This is a genomic window from Prosthecobacter debontii (genome assembly GCF_900167535.1).
Classification (GTDB): domain Bacteria; phylum Verrucomicrobiota; class Verrucomicrobiia; order Verrucomicrobiales; family Verrucomicrobiaceae; genus Prosthecobacter; species Prosthecobacter debontii.
On record NZ_FUYE01000013.1, the window covers coordinates 147,024 to 167,947 of the forward strand.

At 57.0% G+C, this 20,924-nt stretch carries 16 protein-coding genes and 1 pseudogene; 12 read left to right on the top strand and 5 right to left on the bottom strand.

Going from position 1 to position 20,924, the window contains the following annotated elements:
• Positions 1-16: 16 nt before the first annotated feature.
• The gene (locus B5D61_RS17960; RefSeq protein WP_078814809.1) at positions 17-868 is read left to right on the top strand and encodes a 50S ribosomal protein L11 methyltransferase; all 852 of its coding nucleotides are present in this window, start codon (positions 17-19) and stop codon (positions 866-868) included.
• Here B5D61_RS17960 and B5D61_RS17965 read toward each other — a convergent pair.
• On the bottom strand, positions 865-1,278 hold the full coding sequence (locus B5D61_RS17965) for a cytidine/deoxycytidylate deaminase family protein (RefSeq protein WP_078814829.1): 414 nt from the start codon (positions 1,276-1,278) through the stop codon (positions 865-867). The two genes, B5D61_RS17960 and B5D61_RS17965, sit on opposite strands and share 4 nt — an antisense overlap.
• Positions 1,279-1,464: 186 nt before the next feature.
• Between B5D61_RS17965 and B5D61_RS17970 the strand changes: the two genes are divergently transcribed.
• The 4 genes from B5D61_RS17970 to B5D61_RS17985 all read left to right on the top strand — a co-directional run bounded on the left by B5D61_RS17970 (position 1,465) and on the right by B5D61_RS17985 (position 6,720).
• Positions 1,465-1,704 carry a hypothetical protein gene (locus B5D61_RS17970; protein ID WP_078814810.1) on the top strand — a complete coding sequence of 80 codons (240 nt, stop codon included), beginning with the start codon at positions 1,465-1,467 and terminating at the stop codon, positions 1,702-1,704.
• Between the two features lie 166 nt (positions 1,705-1,870).
• On the top strand, positions 1,871-3,607 hold the full coding sequence (locus B5D61_RS17975) for a porin family protein (protein ID WP_078814811.1): 1,737 nt from the start codon (positions 1,871-1,873) through the stop codon (positions 3,605-3,607).
• 51 nt (positions 3,608-3,658) lie between these two features.
• Complete coding sequence (locus B5D61_RS17980) at positions 3,659-4,387, top strand: polysaccharide biosynthesis/export family protein (RefSeq protein ID WP_078814812.1); 729 nt, start codon at positions 3,659-3,661, stop codon at positions 4,385-4,387.
• A 131-nt stretch (positions 4,388-4,518) separates the two neighbouring features.
• Positions 4,519-6,720 carry a polysaccharide biosynthesis tyrosine autokinase gene (locus B5D61_RS17985; RefSeq protein ID WP_078814813.1) on the top strand — a complete coding sequence of 734 codons (2,202 nt, stop codon included), beginning with the start codon at positions 4,519-4,521 and terminating at the stop codon, positions 6,718-6,720.
• A gap of 191 nt (positions 6,721-6,911) precedes the next feature.
• Here B5D61_RS17985 and B5D61_RS17990 read toward each other — a convergent pair whose 3' ends face one another.
• A complete protein-coding gene (locus tag B5D61_RS17990) occupies positions 6,912-10,019 on the bottom strand; it encodes a PSD1 and planctomycete cytochrome C domain-containing protein (protein WP_245846560.1) in 3,108 nt (1,035 codons plus the stop codon).
• A gap of 164 nt (positions 10,020-10,183) precedes the next feature.
• Here B5D61_RS17990 and B5D61_RS17995 point away from each other — a divergent pair, with 164 nt between their 5' ends.
• Positions 10,184-12,028, top strand: a complete 1,845-nt coding sequence (locus B5D61_RS17995) for a hypothetical protein (protein ID WP_078814814.1) — start codon at positions 10,184-10,186, stop codon at positions 12,026-12,028.
• A 96-nt stretch (positions 12,029-12,124) separates the two neighbouring features.
• On the opposite strand, the gene B5D61_RS18000 is transcribed toward B5D61_RS17995, so the two are convergent.
• Positions 12,125-13,117: a DUF6807 domain-containing protein gene (locus B5D61_RS18000; protein ID WP_176159512.1), complete on the bottom strand. Its 993-nt coding sequence runs from the start codon at positions 13,115-13,117 to the stop codon at positions 12,125-12,127.
• 152 nt (positions 13,118-13,269) lie between these two features.
• Between B5D61_RS18000 and ftsY the strand changes: the two genes are divergently transcribed.
• The 5 genes and pseudogenes from ftsY to B5D61_RS27100 form a co-directional block, all read left to right on the top strand.
• Positions 13,270-14,115, top strand: a complete 846-nt coding sequence (gene ftsY, locus B5D61_RS18005; protein WP_078814816.1) for a signal recognition particle-docking protein FtsY — start codon at positions 13,270-13,272, stop codon at positions 14,113-14,115.
• Entirely contained in the window at positions 14,112-14,684 is a 573-nt protein-coding gene (gene tadA, locus B5D61_RS18010; RefSeq protein ID WP_078814817.1) for a tRNA adenosine(34) deaminase TadA, read from the top strand. The genes ftsY and tadA overlap by 4 nt, the downstream gene beginning before the upstream one ends.
• Before the next feature lie 85 nt (positions 14,685-14,769).
• A complete protein-coding gene (gene ileS, locus B5D61_RS18015) occupies positions 14,770-17,508 on the top strand; it encodes an isoleucine--tRNA ligase (RefSeq protein ID WP_078814818.1) in 2,739 nt (912 codons plus the stop codon).
• 26 nt (positions 17,509-17,534) lie between these two features.
• On the top strand, positions 17,535-17,903 hold the full coding sequence (locus B5D61_RS18020) for a hypothetical protein (RefSeq protein ID WP_078814819.1): 369 nt from the start codon (positions 17,535-17,537) through the stop codon (positions 17,901-17,903).
• Between the two features lies 1 nt (position 17,904).
• A pseudogene (locus tag B5D61_RS27100) lies at positions 17,905-18,267 on the top strand (type II toxin-antitoxin system VapC family toxin); the annotation flags it as partial.
• A 164-nt stretch (positions 18,268-18,431) separates the two neighbouring features.
• Here B5D61_RS27100 and B5D61_RS18025 read toward each other — a convergent pair.
• Entirely contained in the window at positions 18,432-19,436 is a 1,005-nt protein-coding gene (locus B5D61_RS18025) for a D-alanyl-D-alanine carboxypeptidase family protein (protein WP_078814820.1), read from the bottom strand.
• A 226-nt stretch (positions 19,437-19,662) separates the two neighbouring features.
• Between B5D61_RS18025 and B5D61_RS18030 the strand changes: the two genes are divergently transcribed.
• Complete coding sequence (locus B5D61_RS18030) at positions 19,663-20,553, top strand: peptidylprolyl isomerase (RefSeq protein ID WP_078814821.1); 891 nt, start codon at positions 19,663-19,665, stop codon at positions 20,551-20,553.
• A gap of 29 nt (positions 20,554-20,582) precedes the next feature.
• Here the strand turns inward: B5D61_RS18030 and B5D61_RS18035 are convergent.
• Positions 20,583-20,924, bottom strand: a 342-nt coding sequence (locus B5D61_RS18035; RefSeq protein ID WP_139373344.1) for a transposase, incomplete at its 5' end; no start/stop codon positions are given.

Consider the following 20,924-nt stretch of genomic DNA (forward strand, 5'->3'; position numbering starts at 1 on the left):
ATCGTTCCCACATTTCATGTTTGTCTGGTCCAAGCTATCCTCGGAAAAATGGAGCGATGCCTGGGAGGAAAGATTCGCCGGAAATCCGTCCCTGAACCTCGTTATCACCACCGTGCCTGGGCGCACCACGATCCGTGTTGAGGTCTATGCCGAGAAGCAGCGGGATGTGGATGCGGTGAAAAAGATGTTTGGCGGCACGGTCCGCGAAGTGAAGAACCGCAACTGGGCTGCGATGGCTCAGACCAATATGCCTCCCATCCAAGTGCGGGGTAAACTGGTGATCTGCTCTGCACGCACAGCGGCTGAGATGAAGAAGGCCAAGAAAGAGCACGTGGGTAAAGAAGTGATCGCCATCCCTGCCGATATGGCCTTTGGCACCGGTCACCATGCGACGACTGCCACCGTGTTGCGCATGCTGGTGGATGCGGCGGCCCCCTATCAAGGCCGCGCATGGAAGATGGCCGATCTCGGCTGCGGCAGTGGCATCCTGGCTATCGCCGCGATGAAACTAGGCGCGACGAAAGTCTGGGGCTGCGACTTTGATCCCAAGGCCGTAGAAGTTTCTCAAGAGAATGCCGAGCGCAATGACACACCGGGCATCCGCTTTACCGAAACCGATATTCTGGAATGGAAGGCGCGTGAACAATACGACATCGTCATCGCCAACATCTTTTACGACATTCTCGAGGCCGGGTTTCCTCAGATTGTTCGCGCGGTGCGGCCTGGAGGCACCTTGATGGTCTCGGGGATCTTAAAATCCCAGGCAGAGTCCTGTCTGGCGGTTGCGTCCCGCCTCGGCGTGACCTGGGACCGCGTCGTGACTCGCGGGAAATGGGTCTCCGCCTGCGGCACCGCCCCCCAAGCCTAGGGTTGATCCAGCGTGGCGACGATTTGCGGGTAGTCGGTCAATTGCACGAGTTGGATGCTATACCGAGCGGCGATGGCATCCGCCTCGGACTCGGGATAATCATCCCGGTAATAGACTTCTTTCACTCCATAAGCGCAGAGCATTTGCATGCAGCTGGTGCAGGGCTTTGTCGTGCAGGCGACCAACTTGACATTCCCTCGGGTGAAGAGGCTGCACAGGTTCACCTCGGCATGGAGCATGTATTTTCGGCGGACGTCACGATCGTTCCAAAACTCAGGTGAGGCGTTGTAACCCGGGGCGAGGCCGTTGTAGGCGGTGCCGATGACCCGGTTGTCAAAGTCGATGGCGACAGCGCCGACTTTCCGGAAAGGATCTTCAGAACGCAGGCTGGCCACGTGGGCGAGGGCCATGGCGTATTCGGGGATGGATAGGCGGGTTTTGTGACCTGGCATAGGGCTGATACACACCCTCGCGGCGGAAATCGTCAACGAAGAAGGCAAAAATCAAAACAATTGTGATAACTGTTCAAATGAGTGATTGACACGCTGTTCAAAAGAACTATTCCATGCGCCACGCAATTGAATTCTGCGTCACCCATGAACCAACTCCGACACACCAAAATCTCTCGTTTGTTCCGTCAGTTGAAGCACGTGATTCACGCCGATGAGGGGCCGCTGGTGCGGCGCAGAAACTTGCTTTCCAGCCGAGATGGGGATGTTCAGTTGGAGTTGGACTTCGGGGATGCTCGTGGGGCGTTGAGTCGTCGCCAATGGCTTATGCCTGAGGCTGATGAGGGGCTGAACGGTCCGGTGGAATGGATCCCATTGGGGCGCTAAAACGCGGCTTTGGACGACTCGGATTGGTATAAATGTGATTTTTGTGCCAATCCGTTCACTGTTCAGGTGCTTTTTAGGATGGACAACAGGCATCACAGTTGCTTTTATCGATTTTCATCGAATTGGAATTTTCTCCGATTCTCTGCGTTTTCTCTCCCCCAACCGTATGTTTGCACGATTAACCTCCCTCCGCCGCTCATCGCTGATCGCTCTTGCCTTAGGTGTTGTGCAGATGGCTGGTGTCTCTTCTGTCCTCGCTCAATACGGCGCTTCTCCCACACAGACAGGTTTGTTCTTCGACGATCTACGCGCCCGTCAAAAAGCGGAAAAAGCAGCCACCACAGGCACTCGCGATGGTGATGTGACCTATGACTATGACAGCGGCATCTATCGCTCCAACGAAGACTCCGCCATGGGCCAGCGCACGACTGACTATCAGACCGCGCGTGAATTGAGCCGTCCATCCGTCCGCAGTGGTAGCGCCGCTTATTCTGCCCGCACCGTGGGTGACTACACCAACTACGCTGGCCAATACACCTCTCCGACCGGCTTCTTCGCTCCCACCTACGTTTCCGACCCCTTCTTGAATGGTCGCCGTAATGTGCGCGTGGGACCGATTAACATCGGTTTTGGACTCTATCAGGGCTTCGAATACAACGATAACATCAATCGTTCTGGCACCAACCCGACCGGGGATTTCATCAGCACCACCTTGCTGAACATCGACGCCAACTATCAGATCACCCAAAACAACCGGTTGTCTCTCTCCACGGCGATTGGTTTTGACCACTATTTCAATCATCCTGAATTGGCTCCCTACGGTGGTGGTGATTTCGTGCTGAACGTGCTCCCTGGCAGCACCATCGCCTTCGACATCAAGGCAGGTCCGGTCTTCATCACTGTTTATAACCGCACCTCTGTGCGTCCTGCGGTGCAAAACGACTTCGCTCTGACCCGCACTCAGGTCTTCGGGGTTCTGCAAAATGACACGGGTGTGGCTGCTAACTGGCGCATCAATTCTGCCTGGACGCTGGCCGTGAACTACATGCACTCCTTTGCGGATCCTTTGGAGGAAGATAATAGCGGTGACCCTGTCAATAACAGCGGTAACTTTGGTCGCACGACGGATTCCATTCATGCCTCGCTCACCTACAGCCCTACTGGCACCTGGGTAGCAGGTCTGGAAGGCGGTATCACTTCATTGAAGTATGACAGTAACTTCAACAATGATGGTATGCTCAGTAACATCGGTGCCTTCTTCGTTCTGCCCATTGGCAACACGACTTACATCCGCCTTGCTGCCGGTTATCAGGACTTCTCCTTCGATGATCCAAGTGATCCTGGCACAGCTGCGCCACAATCCACGGGTGATCAATCCGATTTGAGTGACTTCTATTACGGCGTGACGATCAGTAATCAGCTCAATTCCCGCGTCAGTCACTCCCTGTCCTTCGGTCATGAGTCGTCTCTGAACGTTACCTCGAACTACATCACCTCCGACTACATCAACTACGGTTTGTCGGTGATCGCCTGGAAGGGGAGCCGTATCTCTTTGAGCGGTTATTATGAACAGGCTGAGGGTTCCGGCGGATTGTATGCTCAAGATCTCAGCCAGTATGGTGTTGACCTCTATATCGCTCATAAGCTGAGTTCCAAAGCTACCCTTGGTGCGGGCTATCACTTTGGTCGGACGGATACCGATGCGGTGGGGGATGCAGCTTCTCGCGGTAACTTCGACCAGCACGCTCTGAACTTCGATATCACCTATGCGCTGTCTCCGAAGGCCAGTTTGGTTCTGGGTTACCGCTATTATGTGACCGATGTCACATCCGGCCCGGGTGAATTCAACGATCAAGACTTCGAGCAGAACCGCTTTATCCTCGGTTTCAATTACAACTTCTAACCGAGTCCTGCGGCTTTCCGCATCCGGTAACCGTTTACTTTCTTGATCTGTATGTCCGTTCGTCGTCTGTGTGCTCTTCTTCTGTTGGCTTCTGCCAGTTGGTCCTTCGCTCAGGATCCTGGCTATCGTGAAGTCGATGATCGCCGCACCCAGCCGACTCAGGCTCCGGTGCCCACGGGAGATATCGCTCGGTCTGCCGCCGTGCTCAACTCCATGGAAGTTCTCGATGACAGCCAGATGATCGAGCCTGGAGATGTGATCAGTATGCGTGTGGTGGAAGACCGCCGTGAGCCTCAGCAGATGCGTGTGGGGGCGACCGGTGAGGTATATGCGCCGCATATCGGTCTGGTCAAAGCCGCTGGTCGCACCTGCAAGCAGTTGGCCTTCGATGTGAAGCGTCGCTTGGAGCAGAGCTTTTATAACGTCGCTACCGTGGTGGTCGCCATCGACCTGAAACGTCAAGATGACCCGAACGCCCGCTTGCGTTACTCCAGTTCCGAGATCGACTTTTTCACCGTCTATGGCCAAGTACTGCGCCAGGGCAAATACGAGCTGCCTCAGGACGAAGACGTTACTATCAGCCAGGCTATCCTGCGTGCTGGTGGTTTTGCTCAGTTTGCTAACCCTCAGAAGGTTAAGCTGGTGCGCAAGACTCCGCAGGGAAACAAGACCATCGTCGTCAATCTGGACAGCATCATGCGTCAGGGGAACCTGGAATATGACGTCTATCTCCGGAATAACGATGTGATCATTGTGGATGAGAAAAAGGTGAACTTCTGAACGTGAGACGGACGCAGGGAGTCTCTTTTAGAACCACGGATGGCTTGACGTTTTGTATGCAAAGACCGCAGAATGCGGCATGTTGGCCTAGCAGTGTCATCCTTGCGGCAAGCCCACACTTACTTTAGAACGTGAACAATCCACCGAATCTCCCCCTTGATCCGAACCTGACGCTGCCAGGGGCCATCCCTTCGTCCAACCTGAATCGGATTCACGAGACTTCCGCCAAGTTTCAGCGTTACAAGCTGCTTCTGGCCCGGCGCTGGTGGTTCCTGCTTTTAACCGCCAGCATCGGCGTCTGTGTCCAGGCGCTTTTGATCATGAACGAGCCAGTGACCTACACGTCTTTGGCTAAGCTCGTTGCGGGCGGCCGCATGGTCGCCCAAGGGGATCTGAACTGGCAGGAAACCATGCAGGATTTCTACGGCACCATCATTGAAACCCTCGAAAGTGCCGACCTCAAAAAACGCACTCTAACGCGCGTTCAGGCGCTGCATCCGGACCTGAAAGACTCGGAGGTGGAGATCAAGGTCACGCAGACTCGCGGATCTGCCATCTTTAACGTTTTTGCCATCGGGGCCGAGCAAAAATACACCCAGATCTTCCTGGAGGCATTGCTGGATGAGTTTGTCTCCTTCCGTCAGCAGATCCGTGAGCAGGGCCTTGAGCGTGCCCTGAATACTTTTACCGAGACGGTGGTGAAAAAGAGCAAGGAACTTCAAGATCGTGCCGCTGCGTTGGAGGCTTTTCGCAAGGCCAATAACATCGTCACCCTCAACAACGGTAACAACGAGGCCGCCGCTTTGCTGAGCAACTTGACGGTCAAAAAGAAGTTCTTGGAGATGGAGCTTAATGACATCACTCTCGCGCTTCAGGACGTGGATAATGCCATGAGCAACCGCGAGCGCGGACTGGCGGCAGGCACCATGACCCCCGCCCAAGCTGCCACTGCTGCGGATGCAGCCGCTCCCAAAGTGGAGTCTGCTCAAGGCAGCATGGGATTGACGTCCGTGGAGCGGGACTATCTGGAGACGCGTAAGAAGATCCTGCGACTCGAGTCAGAGCGCGTCAAACTCCTGAAATCCTTCAAGGCTCAGCATCCGATGATCGTCGATATTGACGAGGAAATTGAAGCCGAAAAAAGTTTGCTGACCAATTTCCAGCAGGAAATCGTGAAGGAATTGCGCGGACAGCAGGCTGACCTGGAACGTCGAGTTCGGGGTCTGGAGCAACAGATCGCCGCTCAGGCGAAAGAGGCGGTTGAACTCGGTGGCAAGCTGGCTCAGCACGAGCGTTTGGAGAAAGAGTTTGAGGCCACCAAGCTGGCCCATGACCGCATGTTTGAGCGTGTGCAGGAGTTCCAGCAGCTTCAGAACGTGCAGACCGACTATGTGGCCATTCAGGAGCATGCTTCCTTAGCCCTCAAGTCGGACCCTGAATGGGTGCAGCCTCTGGTCATCGGATTGGTGGTCGGTCTTGTGGCTGGTGGCCTGATCTTGCTCGTCTTTGATCGCCTGGATGACCGCATGAACTCTTTTGCCGAGTTCCAGTCCCTGTTCCCCAATGAAGCCGTGCTGGGGCAGGTGCCAGAGCAGCGTCAGCGAGGGGATGTGAAGCTCCTTCAGCCAAATGATGACCGCCATCTTTACGCCGAGGCCTTCCGCAATATCCGCTCTTCCATCCTTTTCAAGAACTGGCAGGGCCAGCCGCCAAAGACCATCCTGGTCACCAGCGCCGTGCCGAATGAAGGGAAAACGACCGTTACCTCCAATTTGGCCATTACCCTCGCCCTCGGTGGTGCACGTGTGCTCCTGGCCGACTGTGACCTCCGTCGTGGTGGGGTGAATGAACTCTTCAAGCAGCCAGTCAGCCCTGGCTTGAGCGAGGTCCTCCGCGGTGGCCTGCACTGGCGCGATGCCGTCCAGGAGACGCCGATCCGTAACCTGCATCTGCTGCCTCGCGGTGCCGTCTATGATCAGACCTCCGAGATGCTCCTCTCGAAGACGGCGGAAGATGTGTTGCATGAAATGGGGGCTGAATACGATTACGTCGTCTTCGATAGCGCCCCAGTTCTCGTAGCTGATGATACGGGTAGCTTTGCGCCGAAGATCGACACTGTTCTCTTCGTCGTTCGCATGTCGTCCACCATGGCCCGCCTCAGCGGTAAGGCTCTCGACCTGCTCTATGAACGCCAAGTGAATGTGGGCGGTGTCATTCTCAACCGTGCTTCCACGAGCTTGAAGGAATACACTTATTACAACTACGCCAGCTATTATTACACGCCTCAGCCCGGCGCCAAGAAAGCTCCTCTAGACGCGCAGATCGTTTCCTGAGACAAAGTTAAACTTTTTCCCTTATCCGCGTTAGTTTATCTGACCAACGCGGATTTTTTTGTGCATTGAACATTACCGAGTTTCAAGGTCACCCTCCTGCTAGGAGTGCACAGCATGCGGTCAGTGTTGTGAGGCGATGCCGGCATCTTTGAGACTGGTTGCATGCATTAATGCCGACCGTCCCTGTGGGCTCAATAGCGTGTGATGGTCTCGTGGAGATTCAGCACCACACGGCAGACGCTGGTCCAGGCGGCGAGTTCGGGGAGATTGCCTTGAGGAGCGGGGCGTAAGCCGGTGGAGATAAGCTTTTGAGCGTCAGCGGGGGCGGCTTGATAGGTCTCGCGCTGGATTTTGAGAAAAGCTAACAGACTTTGTTGTTCGTTGGGCTTGGGCGCACGAGCCAGAGTTCGCTGGTAAATGGTGTTGATGCGGTCCTGATCGCTGCCTGCTGGGAGGTTTTCAGCAAAGGTGCGAGCGGCTTCGACAAAGGTGGGGTCATTCAGCAGGGTGAGGGCCTGCTGTGGGGTGTTGGACACATTCCGGGACGCGGTGCATTCATCGCGGGCCGGGGCATCAAAGTTGGCCAACATCGGATGCAGGAAGGTGCGCTGCCAATGCATGTAAACGCCGCGCCGCCATTGACGATCATCCGTGCTGGCGATGTAGTCGCGACTGGGGAATTGCAGGTTCTCATAATAACCGCCCGGTTGATAGGGCTTCACACTGGGGCCACCGATGTCCAGATTGATCAGACCGGTGATGAAGAGGGCATTGTCACGCACAAACTCGGCATCAAGACGACGTGGGTTTTGATAGGCCAGCAAACGGTTGCCAGGATCGATGTCACTGAGTTCAGGGCGGGTGCGGCTATCCTGCTGATAGGTGGCGCTGGTGACCATGAGGCGCATGACGTGTTGGATATCCCAACCACTGTCACGGAACTCCGCCGCCAGCCAGTCGAGCAATTCGGGATGGCTGGGGGTCTCGCCTTGGGCACCGAGGTCATCCACAGCTTGGGAGAGGCCATTGCCAAAGAACTGCTTCCACAGGCGGTTGACGAAGGTGCGCGCGGTCAGCGGGTTTTGTGGGGAGGTGAGCCAGCGGGCGAGGTCCAATCGAGATTGGCGGGGACTGTTGGCGGGTAAAGCACCTGCGATGAAGGCGGGCGGTGCGGGCGGGCAGATTTCACCGGTTTCATCCATCCAGTTGCCACGCGGGAGACGGCGAATGGTGAGCGGTTCTTGGACGGCCACGGTGACCTGCGTCCAGGCCCGGCCATCGTTGCATTCCAGCACCTGAGCGTGCAGGGATTTCCAGGTGGTGAGCGCTTCGCTCTTTTGGCCCGATTGCAGCAGCCAGGCTTGGGCATAGAGAGGGGAAGTCAGGTCCTCTTTTTCCAAGCTGGCTTGGAGGGGAGTGATCCAGTTCTTCGCCAAGGGGGACGGAGGCGAAACGGATGCAAAGGCAAGCCGGAGACAGCCAGCGCTGTGATTGCTCAAGCGCATCGAAAAGGTCTCGTCTGGTTGGAGATCTACGGGCTGATCCAAAAGGTAAATGCCCGTGTGCGGAGCGTGAGTTTGGCGGATGGAGGTCTTCCATCCGCTGACGATTCCGGGGACTTCAGCGGTGCTGGAATATCGCGGTTCTTTGAGGTCGGCATCGGCATGGAAGGGTGAGACGGGGGTATCCTTCGCTGCACCGCTGTGACGGACACTGAAGCTGGGCGTGAGAGCGAGGCCATTGGTGGCTCCATTGAGCTCGATGCTGCCTTGGTGGGCAGCGTCTGGCAGGAGCTCGAGGCGGACGGCGGCAATGCGAGTGGGTTGGCTTGCCTTGTAGGTCAGGGTGGTGTTCTGAGCTGCCTTGGCTTGAATCAGCAGGCGATTTTGTGAAGCGGCCGTGATACGGGAGTCATCGACGGATTTGGCATCGGTTGGCTTAGGCTTGGGCGGCGCTCCTTTTTTGGAGGGCGGAGCGAGGGTGGTCTGGGCCTCGAAGGTGGGACTGAACCAGCCTTCGGGATGGGTTTTCAACCGAGCCAAGGTATCTCGCCGCCACTGCTGCACCTCGGTTTTAGGCGCGGCTTGCAGGGCTTTGAGGGCGATCTGGTCCATCTGAGTCTTCAGGTGGGCTAGGCGCTTCTGGAGGTAGGGGCTATCCACCTGGAGCTCGGGCGGGAAGGGGTGCTCGTTGCTCCAGCCCTTCAGTTCTTCCACGGGAGTATAACCATAACTGGAATATACGCCAAACTGCTTCACATCCGCGAAGTAGGCGGACATGGCATAGAAGTCATGGGCGGTGAAGGGATCGAACTTATGGTCATGGCACTCGGCGCAACCGAGCGTGGCCCCCAGCCAGGTGCCGCCGATGGTGCGCACGCGATCTGCCTGATATTTGGCCAGGTATTCCTTCGGCTGAGCACCGCCTTCACGGGTCATCATGTTCAGGCGGTTGAAGCCTGTAGCGATGAGTTGTTCCGTGGTCGGATTGGGCAGGAGATCACCGGCCAGTTGTTCGAGAGTGAATTGATCGAATCGTTTGTTCGTATTGAACGCAGCGATCACATAATCCCGATAGGGAAAGACGCGCTGATTTTGATCTCCATGGAAACCGACGGTGTCGCTGAAGCGAGCCACATCCAGCCACCACGCGGCCCAGCGCTCGCCAAAGTGAGGGGATTCCATCAAGCGAGTGGTCCAGGTCTCGACCGCCTTTTGGGGATCTCGGGTGAAATCTTGCTCGAATGCGCTGACCTCTGCTGGGGAAGGCGGCAGACCCACGAGGTCCAGGCTCAGACGCCGGATCAAGGTGTGGGCATCGGCTTGGGGGGAAGGGGCAATACCTTTAGCGCTGAGAGCGGCCTGAATAAAGGCATCGATGGCAGGTTTGTCCGAGGTGCCAGCGGGTAAAGTCGGTTTGACCAAAGGTGTGTAAGCCCAATGAGGTTCATACGGGGCACCTTGGCGAATCCATTCGGCGAGGATTTCCTTCTGCTCGGCGGTGAGGGTTTTCTTCGACTCCGGCGGCGGCATCAGGTCATCTTCATCATGGGTGAGGATACGATCCATGAGACTGCTTTTCTCAGGCTTTCCAGGGGTGATAGCTTTCATCTCGATCGCGGCCTCCCGCACATCTAGGCGCAGGTCGGCCTCACGATGGTTTTTGTCTGGTCCATGGCAGGCAAAGCAGTTGTCGGAGAGGATGGGCCGGATGTCTCGGTTGTAACGCAATGGCCCCGCCGCAGTGGCGAATACGGGCGGAGCCAAAAGAGCTAGGAATAGAAGCGTGCGGACCATCATGAGAAGAACGTCTGGGAAGACCTACGCTATCAAAACGGGACTGTTTTCGGCAGGGCATGGACACATCCGCTCGGTGCCACGTCGGGAACTATGCACGATCGGTGAATAAACCGGGCTCCTGGTGGGTCTATCGTTCATTCCCAACCGTTTCCCCCATGAAAACCATGAAGCTTTCTCCTTCGGTGATCGAGTCTCTGGAGCCCCGTCTGGCTCCTGCGGGGCTCGTTTCCCTCTCTCTCTCGGCCAGCGGTGCTCTCACCATCTCGGGCGATGCACATCACAACGATTTCCAGATCACGCAATCTGGGGATCAGTGGACCATCAGTCGTATTCATGATGTTCCAGGAGACAATACCGAGTTCCGGCTGAATGGCGGGCCGCAGTTAGAGTCCATCACCTTTGACAAACCCGTCTCAGTGAAAGCCACCCTAGGGGATGGTAACGATGAAATGTTACTCAATGGCGTGGATATCCTGAAAACCCTCAGTGTGAATACAGGGAATGGGGATGATAAGCTGGATCTGACCTCGTCCACGATTTTTAGCACCGTGACAGTGGCAACGGGAGATGGTGACGATGATGTGTTGTTCGATGGCGTGGATATCCTGAAAACTCTCAGTGTGAATACAGGAAATGGGGATGATAAGCTGGATCTCACCTCAACCCAGATTTTCAGCACGGTGAAAGTGACGATGGGAAATGGCGATGACTACTTCACGGCGGGTGGGGATCTTTACTTTGCCAAAGGACTCAGTGCGAATTTGGGGGGCGGCCCCAATACACTGGACGTGAACGCAGATACGCTGCTCTCGGATGGCAACATCTCGGTCGTCTCTGGCGGCGCGGTGAATGAGATCCAGACTTTTCGCTTCCAGGTCGGGGTGGGGGAGGTGAATGGCAGCCTCACCTTAAAATCGACGAAGGGACCAACTGATTTTGAAATTGGTCTCGAGACCACGGACAGCCTCGTGGTCAGCAAAAACATGATATTGCAGTCCACGGCTGGAGAGGACTATGTGACGGTCCTCGGTAGCCTCTTTGTCGATGGCACTCTCGCTATCAAGCTCAGCCATGGGGATAACACCACGACGATGGTGGAGATGGACCAGCTTGTGGTGGGAGCACTTAGCTACAGTGGTGGGTCAGGCCTGGATGACTTTTTGATCGGTGCCCGTGAGGTCATTGTGGATGGTAATTTCAGCTTCGCTGGTAGCTCGGGGGAAAACATTCTGGAGATTGCCCCCACCGAGTTTTTTGGCGTCGCGGGCAGCATGAGCTATAAAGGTGGGTCGGGCGTGGATAATTTCTTCCTGTCAGGCCCTGAGGTGGTCATTGCCAAGAATCTCTCTGTCAGTGCTTCGCACGGAGCCAACTTTATGGGGATTGAGGCGGTCGAGGCCGCCATCGGCGGTAGCTTACGTTACAGTGGAGGCAGCGGATCTGACCGGGTGGACATTGGGGAGTCCGATGGAGGCTCCGACTTAGTCAATATCGTGGGTTCGACAACCTTGAGCTTGAGCTCAGGCGCTGCGGATGTGCAGGTGAGAAATGCGATCCTTCAGGGAAATCTCGCTATCAGCACCAGTGCTGCTTTTGGCCTAGCCGATGAAGTGCGCCTGTTCGAAAGTGAATTCTGGCGCAACGTCTCGATCAAAATGGGGGGTAATGCTGATAGTTATGTCGAGGTGCGTAACGGCATCTTTGATTGGGATGTCTACGTCAACACGGGCAACGGCAATGATTTGGTGCGCTTTGATACCGATGCCAGCGTCCCTGGCATCTACAGTTGGTTTGATGGTTATGTCACCATCAGCCTCGGCGCGGGCAATGATGAATTCTATGCTGGCAACAGTGATGTCATCGAGTTCGTTGGCAATGACTTCAACTACTACGTGGATGTCTATGGCGGCACCGGTTTCGATACGGCCTATTTCGTGAACAGCGCCGCCTACAACAACGGCTTCAATGGGCCGCTGCCCTGGTGGAGCAGCATTGAGGATGTGGCCTAACCGAAGGCTCGGTTAGACAACATCTGGATCAAAAAAAGCGGCAGCCGATGAAGCTGCCGCTTTTTTGTTCAGTCAATCAATGACGATGATGCTAACTCAGGGCTCCTTCGCATAGTCGGCATAGGCCTCGGCGATCTTCGCGTCCTTTTCATTGCCCAGATGGAAGATAAAGCGGTGACGCAGGGAGATCTTCTCGCCTTTTTTCAAGGTCATCGCGCCGCTTTCAGATGTCGGGTCCAGAGCCTTGAGGCCGAAGGGGTTGGCGGTGAAGAGACCGTAGGTGCGCACGTGCCATGGAGTGGGGTGGCGGAAGCTCTTGGGGTGGTTCAGCATGGCTACGCCCACGGCTTTGCCGCCCACAGTGCCGTAGTAGTCACACCAAGTGGCGCGCTTGGCCCAGGCGTCAGCATCGATATCACCGTTGCTGTTGATGATGTGGCCGGTGCCTTTCTCTTTCTTCTCCTTTTCCACCGCCATTTCGGTGGGGATACGGATGCTCAGGCCGGAGTCTTTTTTGTCGTCCACCAGGGTGTCGCCTTCGGTGGCGATGAGGTCCAGATTCACATCGATGAGGCGGGTATCACCCACGACCTTAAAGGTGTATTGGCGGACTTCTTCCAGGATCTTCTTGCCGTCGGCGTCCACGTAGTCGGAGACGGTGGTGAAGGAGGCCGTGTCACCCTCTTGGATGTCCTTCAGCGTTTGCAGCTTGATGGCACCCAGGTGCTTGATGCGCTCGTCGTATTTGCCGTTCTTGTTTTCGGCGAAGGTTGATGGTTCGGCCCAGCTATCGTAGCCGCCGATGCCTTCATGACCAAAAGTCAGGCCGCGCTGGTGCGGGTGATCGTGCTGCTCACCTTCGATCACCTTCATCGGGAAGGCGCGAGTCATCGTCACGCCACCGGCACCGATGATGGGCCACAGGTAGGGCTTATTGGCCTGATCCACCACGAGCTCAGTGAAAAACTGGCCGTCGATCTTCACGATGGCACCGCCTGGAGCGGTTTTTTCCACGGTGAAGGTGGCGGCTTGGGCAGTGAGGGTGAGAGCACCCAGGAAAAACGCAGAAAGGAGGGGCGTAAACTTCATGATGGGAAGAGAAAACAACAAGGGCATACATCAACGTGCGTGCAAACCTGTTTCTTCCTTTACGCCGCCATTCGGGCAGGTCCGTATCATTCCTGGTGGCAGGGGCATCAAATCTGAGTATGCACTCGGCCCCCTGATTTTCGTTTTCATCTATGGCTGGCTTTTTCAAATCCCTCCTGCAGCGCTTCACCAAACCCGATATCGATTGGGATGATCTGGAGGCTGCTTTGATCGCCGGTGATCTGGGCCCGCGTCTCTCCCTCCAGATCGTGGAGGATCTCCAGGCCCAGCAGCGGAAGCTTCACGGCGCCGACATCGTCAAGGTGGCCCGTGAGCACGTGCGCAAGATCCTGCCCAATAGTGTGACGCCGATGAGCAAGCTGGACGGCAAACCCAAGGTGGTGCTGGTGATCGGTGTCAATGGCACAGGTAAGACTACCTCCACGGCGAAGCTGGCCTACTTGCTGAACAAAGGCGGTGCCAAAGTGGTGCTGGCCGCAGCGGATACCTTCCGTGCAGCGGCGGTTGAGCAGCTTGAGGTATGGTCCCAGCGCCTGAACATCCCCATGGTCAAAGGGCCGCCGAATGGAGACCCCGCATCGGTGTGTTTCGAGGCCTACGATCTCGCCCAGCGCACTCAGGCTGACTTCCTGCTGTGCGACACTGCAGGCCGTCTGCACAATAAGCACAACCTCATGGAGGAACTGAAAAAGATTCACCGCATCCTCGGGCGTAAAGACGAGACCTCCCCGCATGAGGTGCTGCTGGTGGTGGATGCCACCACGGGGGCCAATGCCCTGCAACAAGCCCGTGAGTTTCATAAGATCATTCCGCTGACCGGTGTCATCGTGACCAAGCTGGATGGCAGCGGCAAAGGCGGCGTGCTGGTGAACATCCAGCAGGAGCTCGGCGTGCCCACCCGTTACATCGGTCTGGGAGAAAAAGTGGAGGAGTTTCAACGCTTCGACCCCAACCGTTTTGTGGAGGAACTGCTATGAGCCTGATCGTGCCCCCCGTGATCGACCCGGCGACGGATGAGCACTACATGCGTGAAGCCCTGCGCATGGCGCGGAAAGCAGCCCGTCAGGATGAGGTGCCCATCGGCGCTGTCATCGTGCATCAGGGGACTGTCATCGGTCGCTCCTGGAATCAGGTGGAGACCCTCAAAGACGCCACCGCTCATGCCGAGATGCTGGCGCTGACGCAGGCTGAAAGTGCCCTGGAAGACTGGCGGCTGGCCGACTGTGATCTGTATGTGACCAAGGAGCCCTGCCCGATGTGTGCAGGGGCCATTGTTCACTGCCGGATCCGGCGCGTCATCTTTGGCTGTGGCGATCCCAAAGGCGGTGGGGCAGGCGGCTTCTGGAATCTGCTCCAGGCACCGAATCTGAATCATCGCAGCGAGATCACCCCCGATGTCTTAGCCGAGGAAAGCGTGGCCTTGCTCAAGGCTTTCTTTGCCGAGGCCCGCAAACGCAAAGCCTTGGGGCTGACGCATACGAAAGGCATCGGAGGAAACCCCTCGGCGGTGTCCAATGAAGATGCGTCGATCTTTGACGGGCCGTGAGCTGGGACGGGTCGAGCTGGTGGTGCGGCGATGCTTGTAGTTGCCCTAGGCCTGAGTCGCGTCTAGTCTCCGCCCCCCATTTCCCATGAGCGCTGAGACTGCCCCTGCCAAAAACTACAAAGACACCGTTCTCCTGCCGAAGACCGACTTCCCCATGAAGGCGGATCTCGTCACTCGGGAACCCCTGCGTCTGGCTAAGTGGCAGGAGGGGAAGATTTATCAGCGCATCCAAGAACAGAGCCAGGGCAAGCCGAAATACATCCTGCATGATGGCCCTCCCTTTGCCAACGGTGACGTGCACATGGGCACCGCCCTGAACAAGCTGCTGAAGGACCTCATCTTGAAGTCCAAGACCATGGCAGGTTATCATTGCCCCTACGTCCCGGGCTGGGACTGTCACGGCCTGCCGATCGAGTTCAAGGTGGTGAAACAGGCCACCGGTTTGACCCCTGTGGAAGTGCGCCAGCGCTCCGAGGCGGAGGCTCGCAAATACATCGACATCCAGCGCAACAGTTTCAAGCGCCTGGGCGTGTTTGGCGATTGGGAGAACCCCTACCTTACCCTCGATCCGGGCTATGAGTCCGGCATCCTGCGTACTTTTGGCAAGGCGGTGGAGAAAAACCTGATCTACCGCATGAAGCGCCCCGTGCTCTGGAGCTACGGCGCCCAGACCGCTCTGGCCGAGGCCGAGGTGGAGTATAAGGAGAAAACCAGCCCGGCGGTGTTTGTGAAATTCGCCCTGCCTGAGGGATCAGCTCTGGTCATCTGGACCACCACGCCCTGGACCCTCCCTGCAAACCTCGCCATCGCGCTGCATCCGGAGTTCGACTACACCGTCGGCACCTTCGTCCATGAGAGTGGTCGCACGGAAAAGCTCACCATCGCCACCTCCCGTCTGGAAGGTTTCGCCGCCAGCACTGGCTTTAAGCTGGATGAATCCCAGCCTATCACCAAACTGAAGGGCAAGGACCTCGCCGGTCAGGAAGCTCAGCATCCCTTCCTGCCGCGCACGTCCAAGGTCATCAACACCCTCTTCGTTACGGCCGATACCGGCACGGGTGCGGTGCACATCGCTCCAGGTCACGGTGCCGATGACTATCAGGCCGGACGTGAGCATGGTCTGGAGATCCTGTCCCCCGTGGATGGAGACGGCAAATACACCGCTGAGTGCGGTCTGCCTGAGTTCGTGGGCAAGCATGTCTTCCAGAGCAATGAAGGCATCATCGCCATCCTGGAGGAAAAAGGCGCTCTGCTGGGTAACGAAAAGTATGTTCACCAGTATCCACACTGCTGGCGCTCGAAGACGCCGATCATCTTCCGTGCGGTGGAGCAGTTCTTCATCAAGATCGACGATATCCGCCAGAAAGCCCTGGAAGAGATCGACAAGGTGACCTGGTTGCCTGCCTCCAGCCGTAACCGCATCTATGGCACCGTGGAAAATCGTCCCGACTGGTGCATCAGCCGCCAGCGCACCTGGGGGGTGCCTCTGCCCGTGTTTTACAGCGCTGAGGGTAGCATCGTCATGCGGACGGACGTCATCAACAAGGTGGCCGACATCGTCGAGAAAGAGGGCACCAACCTCTGGTTCGAAAAAGACGACGCCTGGTGGGCGGCGGCAGTGGGTCTGCCTGCGGATACGAAGCGCGGCAACGACACCCTGGACGTGTGGATCGACTCCGGTTGCAGCCATGTCTCCGTGCTGGATCGTCACCCCGAGCTTCACGCTCCGGCGGACATGTATATCGAAGCGACGGATCAGCACCGCGGCTGGTTCCAGAGCAGCCTCATGATGAGCATGGTGGCCCGGGATGCAGCTCCCTATAAGAGCGTCATCACCCACGGTTTCGTGGTGGACACCAGCGGCAAAAAGATCAGCAAGAGCGATCAGGGCAATGCGGGTAAGAACGCCAAGCCTATGACCGCCGACCATTACTACAACACCTACGGTGCCGACATGGTGCGCCTTTGGGTGGCCAGTGTGGACTATCAGAGCGACGTGCCTTTCTCCGAAGATCTGTTCAAGCAGAACGGTGAAAACTATCGCCGCATCCGCAACACGATGCGTGTCTTGTTAGGCAACCTTCACGATGAAGCCAAGGGCCTGACCCTGGATCAAGCCGAACTCACTCTCGTCGATCGCTGGATCCTCGAGCGTCAGCATGTGCTGGTGAAGGACTGCGTCGAGGCCTATGCCGCCTACGATTTCCGCAAGGTCTTTACCCTGGTGAATCAGTTCATCACCGGTGACCTCAGTTCCCTCTACATCGACATCACCAAGGACCGCATGTATTGCGATGTCGCTGGTAGCCCACGCCGCCGCGCCACCCAGGCCACCATCCGTGAGATCACCGAGACACTGTGCAAGCTTCTGGCCCCGATCCTGGCCTTCACGGCCGACGAGGCCTGGGAACACCTCGGACATGCCGAGAGTCTCCACCTCCAGCTTTTCCCAGCCCCTGCTGCGGCCTTCGCTCCTGGTGATGCCTGCGTTGCTGTGGATCAGCTCGTGCAGGCCCGTGCCGTCATCCAGCAGTCCATCGAAAAAGCCCGTCAGGAGAAGAAGATCGGCTCCAACCTGGAAGCCACGGTTTCTCTCACTCTACCGGAGAAAGGTTTCGATCACTCCGTCTTTAGCGACCTCGGCACGCTTCAGGAGTTCTTCATCCTCAGCGAGCTGAAGATCACCCGTGGCACCGAACTGGCCGCCAGCGTCGGCGTCTGTAGCAATCCCAAATGCGCCCGCTGCTGGAAGCTGCTCCCCGATGTCGGCTCCGTCGCTGAGCATCCGACGCTGTGTGGTCGGTGTGCGGAGGCGGTTGCTTAAATGACTAAATGCCGGATATTTAGATCATGAAACAGGAGATTGAAGATGTCCGGGCGGGCTTGAAGTCCGTCTTCGATTTCCTTTCGGCCTCTGACTTGCATGATCAAGATAGAGCAGTATGGGGATCCGAATCTCGTCTCGATGTATTGTCTGCTGAAATTACAAGGTATATGCCTGAGTTAGCCGAGCTTTTAGCGAGGACTGGCAGAAATATCTTGAGCGGACAGATTCAGAAAACCACTTCTTCTGCTATTCAACAAGGAGTCACTGCCAACGCAGATCAAACCCCTCCGCTGGGAGCGCGCGCAATGATCGGTTTTGCCTTGAATGGCGGACGCACGCCACGCGCGACAGCCGACTGGATGAAGGAACTGCGCGAGGGAGACGCGGACTGACATGCCTTGGGTGATCGATACCTGCTTGCTTATCGACATCGCGGATGCCGATCCCCAGTTTGCCGTTGCCTCGGCCACGCTTCTGGATGCCAAACGGCCCGAAGGGTTGGTCATTTCACCTGTGACCTACGCAGAACTAGCTCCTGTTTTTGATGGGAATGTCGCTCGGCAGGAACTCTTTCTCTACCACCTGCAAGTCTCATGGTCCGAAGTCTGGACGCGAACAGAAACCCTGACGGCCCATGCAGCCTGGCATCGCTATGTTCAGGCTCGGCGGCAGCGCCGCATCAACAAGCGTCCCATGGCCGACATTCTCATCGGAGCCTTTGCTGAACGCTTCGACGGACTGCTCACACGCAATGAGAGCGACTTCCGCAGTGTGTTTCCCAGCATGCCAATCCTTGGCCTTAGAAATTGTTTCGCAGGTCGGCAAATCTCAACGGCTTCAATGCTTTCCACCTTTCGGCGGCAGCAGGTTAGGTGCCGCCAGCAACACAGTTACGAACTCGCGACAGGCCAATGCCCGGCTCACCAATTCGCCGCCGTGAGGCCACCGCCTTTCGCGCGTTGGAGGCCCCAGCTCATGAGGAGGCGACCATCATCCCAGATGTATTTGGTCTTCGTGCCGAGTTGGACCAGGATCACATCACGCCCACGGGAACTGGCGGTGGAGATGAGGCAGCGGCCACTGGCCACGGTGTAACCGGTCTTCATGCCATTGCATTCCGGCATATTGCCGAGCAGTTCATTCGTGCTTTTCAGCGTCACGGTGCTGCCGCTGTTCTTGCGGAAGGTGTAGTATTTCCGGCGCACCGCATCACGGATGATGGGGTTGCGATAAGCCGCCATGGCGACTCGGGCCATATCGCGTGCGGTGGAGTATTGGCCGCTGACGGTCAGGCCATGGGGGTTCTTGAAGTTTGAGTTCGTGCAGCCCAGGGAGCGCACCTTGGCATTCATTTTGGCAGCAAAGGCGCTGAGGCTCCCGGCGTTGTCACGGGCCAGGACATTGGCCACGTCATTGCAGCTCTTGATGAGGAAGGCATACAGCAGATGGCGACGGGTATAAACTTCCCCAGCACGCAGCCCCAGGCAGGTCGGTTCCACCTGGAGATCTGAGGCGAGCACTCTCACCGGCTTATCGAGATTTCCGGCATCCAGCACCACCAGCGCGGTCACCAGCTTTTGCGTGCTGGCCACCGCCCGCGCGGTCTCCGCATTTCGGGACGCCAGATGACGCCCTGTGTGCGCATCGATCAAGAGGTAGGATGATGCACGGATGGAGGGAGAATTCGACGCAATAAAAGCTGGCTCGGCTTCCACATCCCAGGTGGGCCGGGTATAGGCCACCGGTGTGATCGTGCCTGCAGTGCCTGCCGTGGTGGGATAGGCCGTCTGGACGTAACTGGTGGAACTGCTGAAATCACCGCCTGACCGCACTGCCGAACGCTGCGGCGCGGAACAGGAAGCTAAAACGATGGCGAGAAGACCTGTGGCCAGCCGGAAGGAGGTGCGTGAAAACAATGATGGCATGCTCAGTCAGAAGTAATTGGGGGTGTTAACGTCTGTGATCCGGCGCAAGTTCAATGCCGGGCCAAAAAATCTTCTGCAACTACGCGGACGGCGGCGGACTGTCAACCCTGGGAGGCCATCGGGGACGACAGTCTTGTTAGGCACTCTGCACGGTTTCTCCTGGCGAGACGTTGGAGAATGTGACTTTCATCTTGCTTGTCTCGCGGTTCTTCGCTCCGAATGAAGCATGGCACTGATCATCAATGGCGAAGAAATCGACGACGAAGTCATCGAGGGAGAATTCCGCAATGTGAAGGGACACTACGAGCGCATGCTCCAGGTCTCCTGCTGCGAGCGCGACCAGGAATTTCGGGGTTATGCCAAGGATAACATCATCTCCCGGGTGCTGCTCAATCAAGAGTCTCTCAAGCGCTTCCCAACCGTTTCGGAGGAGGATGTCACGGAACGGCTGAATCGTCTCATCGAGGAAGCGGGTGGCGAAGACCAGTTCTACATGAACATCGGCATGCCCTACAAAGATGAGGCGGTGGTGCGAGAGAATGTGCAAGGCGGTGTACGCCTGGATAAGATGCTGGGGGAGGTCTATGGCCCAGATCCCGACTACACTGAAGAGGAACTGAAGGCCGCCTATGACAAGGATCAGAAGCTCTACATGACCGAGGAACTGATCCAGGCCGCCCACATCACCAAAGGACTGCAAGGGGCTCAAAGCCGCACGGAAGTCTATCAACTGATGCGTGACCTGCGCCGCCAACTCCTGGCCGGGGCGGACTTTATGAAACTGGCGGAGGAAAACCGTGCCGATGAGCAGCAGCAGATCGATCTGGGGTGGTTCAAGCGCGGCGAGTTCATGGAGGAGTTCGAAGTCATTGCCTTCTCCATGAACGAGGGGGAAATCAGCCCCGTCTTCACCACTCAACTCGGCTATCATCTCTGCACCCTGCTCGGCCGCAAAGCTCCCGAGCCGATCCCTTTTGCCGCTGTGCGTGAGGCCGTGCGCCAGCGCCTGCTGGAGGCACACAAGGACGCCAAGTTCAACGAACTCATCGCCGAACTGAAGAAGACCGCTCAGGTCGAAGACACGGACCCCGATGAAGCGGAGTCGGCTGGGCATTGAGTGTAGGAGATGGACCTGGAGTAACTGTGTTAAAGGCAAGTGTTAGAAGAAGTTTTTTTAAAGTGGCGAGCGAGGATAGCATTGAGATGGATCAGCAACTTGCGGGCCGTCGCCACCAGCGCCACTTTGGACGGCTTGCCGGCTTCCTTCAGACGCTTGTAGAACACCTTCAGTTCTGGATTATGGCGGATGGCCGCCAACGCTGCCATGTAAAGCACACGCCGCACACAGCTGCGTCCGCCTGAGATAAAACGCCGCCCACGCCATTTGCCACTGTCCCGGTTGTAAGGCGCTAGGCCTGCCAGCGCCGCGATCTGCCCTCGCGATACTTTGCCCAACTCCGGCAGCGCTGCGAGCAACTGGCGACTGGT

Coding starts and splice junctions, on each gene's coding strand:
- B5D61_RS17970 (WP_078814810.1), top strand. CDS start 1,465: ATGAACCAACTCCGACACACCAAAATCTCTCGTTTGTTCCGTCAGTTG.
- ileS (WP_078814818.1), top strand. CDS start 14,770: ATGAGCGCTGAGACTGCCCCTGCCAAAAACTACAAAGACACCGTTCTC.
- ftsY (WP_078814816.1), top strand. CDS start 13,270: ATGGCTGGCTTTTTCAAATCCCTCCTGCAGCGCTTCACCAAACCCGAT.
- B5D61_RS17975 (WP_078814811.1), top strand. CDS start 1,871: ATGTTTGCACGATTAACCTCCCTCCGCCGCTCATCGCTGATCGCTCTT.
- B5D61_RS18025 (WP_078814820.1), bottom strand. CDS start 19,436: ATGCCATCATTGTTTTCACGCACCTCCTTCCGGCTGGCCACAGGTCTT.
- B5D61_RS18030 (WP_078814821.1), top strand. CDS start 19,663: ATGGCACTGATCATCAATGGCGAAGAAATCGACGACGAAGTCATCGAG.
- B5D61_RS17980 (WP_078814812.1), top strand. CDS start 3,659: ATGTCCGTTCGTCGTCTGTGTGCTCTTCTTCTGTTGGCTTCTGCCAGT.
- B5D61_RS17960 (WP_078814809.1), top strand. CDS start 17: ATGTTTGTCTGGTCCAAGCTATCCTCGGAAAAATGGAGCGATGCCTGG.
- B5D61_RS17995 (WP_078814814.1), top strand. CDS start 10,184: ATGAAGCTTTCTCCTTCGGTGATCGAGTCTCTGGAGCCCCGTCTGGCT.
- B5D61_RS17965 (WP_078814829.1), bottom strand. CDS start 1,278: ATGGCCCTCGCCCACGTGGCCAGCCTGCGTTCTGAAGATCCTTTCCGG.
- B5D61_RS17990 (WP_245846560.1), bottom strand. CDS start 10,019: ATGATGGTCCGCACGCTTCTATTCCTAGCTCTTTTGGCTCCGCCCGTA.
- tadA (WP_078814817.1), top strand. CDS start 14,112: ATGAGCCTGATCGTGCCCCCCGTGATCGACCCGGCGACGGATGAGCAC.
- B5D61_RS18000 (WP_176159512.1), bottom strand. CDS start 13,117: ATGAAGTTTACGCCCCTCCTTTCTGCGTTTTTCCTGGGTGCTCTCACC.
- B5D61_RS18020 (WP_078814819.1), top strand. CDS start 17,535: ATGAAACAGGAGATTGAAGATGTCCGGGCGGGCTTGAAGTCCGTCTTC.